The 3798-nt window shown below is 67.5% G+C and carries 3 protein-coding genes and 1 pseudogene; 2 read left to right on the plus strand and 2 right to left on the minus strand.

Translation table 11 applies throughout. The features are described from left to right. Together A5791_RS26765 and A5791_RS12930 are read left to right on the plus strand one after the other, a co-directional pair. Nucleotides 1-156: pseudogene (locus A5791_RS26765) on the plus strand (hypothetical protein); the annotation flags it as partial. Continuing rightward, a complete protein-coding gene (locus A5791_RS12930) occupies nt 153-641 on the plus strand; it encodes a ferritin-like domain-containing protein (protein WP_067236786.1) in 489 nt (162 codons plus the stop codon). The pseudogene A5791_RS26765 and the gene A5791_RS12930, both read left to right, overlap by 4 nt. A 10-nt stretch (nt 642-651) precedes the next feature. Here the strand turns inward: A5791_RS12930 and A5791_RS12935 are convergent, their stop codons facing one another. Together A5791_RS12935 and A5791_RS12940 are read right to left on the minus strand one after the other, a co-directional pair. Then, the gene (locus A5791_RS12935; protein WP_067236791.1) at nt 652-2409 is read right to left on the minus strand and encodes a proline--tRNA ligase; all 1758 of its coding nucleotides are present in this window, start codon (nt 2407-2409) and stop codon (nt 652-654) included. Between the two features lie 53 nt (nt 2410-2462). After that, nucleotides 2463-3798 (minus strand): MFS transporter (locus A5791_RS12940; RefSeq protein ID WP_067236794.1); only part of this gene is annotated, 1336 nt, incomplete at its 5' end.

Raw genomic sequence — 3798 nt, forward strand, 5'->3', positions numbered from 1 at the left:
TCCGACGTGATCGATTCGCTGCGCGCCTCGGCCGAAAACGCCGGCCGCCTGGTGGCCACCTCATCGGGCTACCGGGCAGGGCTGCTGGCCTCCATCGCCGCTTCCTGCACCGCTTCCTACACGGTTGCCCTGGTGCCGGGAGGTCCCTCGATATGACCTCGGCCGAACCCACCGCGAATGCGTCACCGGCCGGCCCGCCCACCGGCAAAGACGCTGATGTCTCGGCGCTCGAGGACGCCCTCACGATCGAACACTCGACCGTCTACGGCTACGGCATCGTGTCCGCGCTTTCGCCGCCCAGTGTCAACGAGCTGGTGGTGGAAGCACTGCTGCAGCACCGGCAACGGCGTGACGACGTTATCGCGATGCTGGCCGCCCGCAAGGTCACTCCCCCGGTGGCCGCCACCGGCTACCAGTTGCCGATGCTGGTGGCCAGCGCTGCCGACGCGGCGCGGCTCGCCGTGCGGATGGAGAACGACGGCGCGACGGCCTGGCGTGCGGTCATCGAGCGCGCCGACACCGCGAGTGACCGGGCGTTCGCGTCCACTGCCCTGACCCAGAGCGCGGTCATGGCCGCTCGGTGGAATCGAGTGCTGGGGGCGTGGCCGATCACCTCGAGTTTCCCGGGCGGCAACGAATAGCCGGCAGTAACTAAGCGCCGACGGCGGCGGCAATGTCGGCGGCCAGCGAAGCGCCGGTAGGCAGTTCGCGGGTCTGACCGCTGAAGCGGTCGCGCAGCTCGACCACGCCGTCGGCCCAGCCGCGCCCGACCACGACGATCCAGGGCACGCCGAGCAGCTCAGCATCCTTGAACTTGACGCCGGGCGACGCCTGGCGGTCGTCGAGCAGCACCTCGATGCCCAGCCGATCCAGTTCGTCAGCCAGCTCGGCGGCCCCGGTGCGAGCCTCGGCGTCCTTGTTGGCGATCACCAGATGAACGCCGAACGGCGCGATCGACGACGGCCAGCGCAGGCCAAGTTCGTCATGGTGCTGTTCGGCGACGACGGCGACCAGCCGCGATACCCCGATGCCGTAGGAGCCCATGATCAGCCGCACCGGCTTGCCGTCCTCGCCGAGCACGTCGGCGGTGAAAGCGTCGGTGTATTTCTGGCCGAGCTGGAAGATGTGCCCGATCTCGATGCCGCGCGCCATGACCAGCGGTCCGGCCCCGTCCGGGGAGGGATCCCCCTCGCGCACCTCGGCGGCCTCGATGGTCCCATCGGCGGTGAAGTCGCGGCCGGCCACCAAGCCGACGACATGACGGCCGGGTTCGTCGGCTCCGGTTATCCAACTGCTGCCGTCGACCACCCGCGGGTCCACCAGGTAGCGAATGCCGTTGTCGCGCAGTGCTTTCGGACCGATATAACCCTTGACCAGGAAAGGATATCCGGCGAAGTCCTCGTCGCCGAGAAAGGCGAACTCGGCAGGTTCCAGCGCCGCGGCCAGCCGTTTGTCGTCGACCTCGCGATCACCGGGCACGCCGATGGCCAGCAGCTCCCAGTCGTCGCCGGGCTGGCGAACCTTGACCAGGACATTCTTCAGGGTGTCCGCGGCGGTGACGCTGCGGCCGAGGTCAGCTTCGTTTGCCCAGGCCACCAGGGTCGCGATGGTCGGGGTGTCGCCCGTGTCGTGAATCACCGCCTCGGGCAGTCCGGCCACGACTTCCGCTGGCGGCGCCTCCGGGCGAGCAGTCATAACCGCCTCGACGTTGGCCGCGTAACCCGACTCCAGGCACCGCACGAAGCTGTCCTCGCCGATGGGGCTGTCGGCCAGGAACTCTTCGGAAGCGCTGCCGCCCATGGCGCCCGACACCGCCGACACGATGACGTAGCGGACGCCTAAGCGCTCGAAAATGCGCTGGTAAGCCTCCCGGTGCGCGTGATACGCGGCCTTGAGCCCGGCGGCGTCGATGTCGAAAGAGTAGGAGTCCTTCATGACGAATTCCCGGGCGCGCAAGATGCCGGCCCGCGGCCTCGCCTCGTCTCGGTACTTGGTCTGGATCTGGTAGAGCACTAGCGGGAAGTCCTTGTAGGAGCTGTATTCGCCCTTGACGGTCAGGGTGAACAGCTCTTCGTGTGTGGGGCCCAGCAGGAAGTCATTCGAGCGACGGTCCTTGAGCCGAAACACGCTGTCGCCGTACTCGGTCCAGCGGTTGGTGATCTCGTACGGTCCGCGCGGCAGCAGGGCGGGAAACAGGATCTCCTGGCCGCCAATAGCATTCATCTCGTCGCGAACCACGCGTTCGATGTTGCGCAGCACCCGCAGCCCGAGCGGGAGCCAGCTGTACAGCCCCGGCGCGACCGGCCGGATGTAACCGGCGCGGATCAGCAGCTTGTGGCTGGGGACCTCGGCGTCGGCGGGATCGTCACGCAGGGTGCGCAGGAAGAGTTTCGACATCCGGGTGACCACAGCGCGCAAGCCTAACCGAGGTTTTCAGGTGGACTTGCCCAGCCGGCGCCCGGCTACAGCTCGCCTGCGTCGATCGCGTCCTTGACTTCCTGCGCGTGGGCCACCTGCTCCGGGGTGTACCCGATGAACAGCGCCATGAGGCCGACGATGACGGCCGTACCGGCCACCCACAGCAGCCCGTAGGTATAGCCGTGGTCGAGCGCGCGCAACTGCACGTCGTTCATGAACTTCACCGGGACGGTGGTACCGCCCAGGTACAGGGTGCGCGAGGTGATCACCGCTTGGATGACGGCCAGCACCAGCGGGCCGCCGAGGCTCTGCAGCATCAGCGCGATCGCCGAGACCGGGCCGATCTGGTCGAAGCCGACGCCGGCGATCGCCGATAGGGTCAGCGGGACCACGACCATGCCGATACCGATGCCGCCGATGACGATCGGCATCACCAGGTTGGGGAAGTACGGCGCACCGCGGTGCATGAACGCCGAGCCGTAGATCATGGCGCCCAGCAGTAGCCACCCACCGCCGATGGTCAGCACCCGCGGCGAAAATCGTGACACCAGCTGCGAGGACACACCCAGGCCGATTCCCATCGCGATTACGAACGGTATGAAGCCGACGCCTGCGCGCAGGGCGCTGTAGCCCAGGATGTCCTGCACGTACAGGCCGATGCAGACGGTGAGGCTGAACATCACGCCACCGGCTAGCAGGATCGCACTGAAGGTGACCAGCCGGTTGCGGTCCCTGAACAAATGGAATGGCACGACGGGGTTTTCGGCGGTGCGCTCGACGATCAGGAAGGCGATCGCGGCGGCCACGGCCACCACGCCCGAACCGATTGTGATCACCGAAATCCAGCCCTTTTCCGGACCCATCGAGAAGGCGAAGACGGCCGCGGTGCAAGCCAGTGTGGCCAGCATGGCCCCGGTAGCGTCGAGCTTCATCCGCTCGCGGTTGGTTTCCCGCAGCGAGGTGCGGGCCAGGTAGATCATGACAAGGCCGATCGGCACGTTCACCAAGAACGCCAGCCGCCAGGACCACTCGGTGAGCGCCCCGCCGACCACCAGACCCATCACCGAACCGATAGCCGTCATGGCGGCGAACACCGCCGTCGCGGCGTTACGCGCGGGTCCCTTGGGGAACGTGGTTGCCACCAGCGCCAGCCCGGTGGGAGATGCGATGGCCGACCCCACGCCCTGCGACAGCCGAGCGATGACCATCGTGACCTCGTCCCAGGCCACCGCGCACAGCACGGAAGAGATGGTGAACAGCGCAACGCCGACGATGAAGGTGCGCTTGCGCCCGATGGTGTCGCCGAGGCGGCCGCCGAGCAGCATCAACCCGCCGAACGTCAGCACGTAGGCGGTGATCACCCAGCTGCGACCTGCGTCG

This window comes from Mycobacterium sp. 852002-51163_SCH5372311 (assembly GCF_001667115.1).
Classification (GTDB): Bacteria; Actinomycetota; Actinomycetes; order Mycobacteriales; family Mycobacteriaceae; genus Mycobacterium.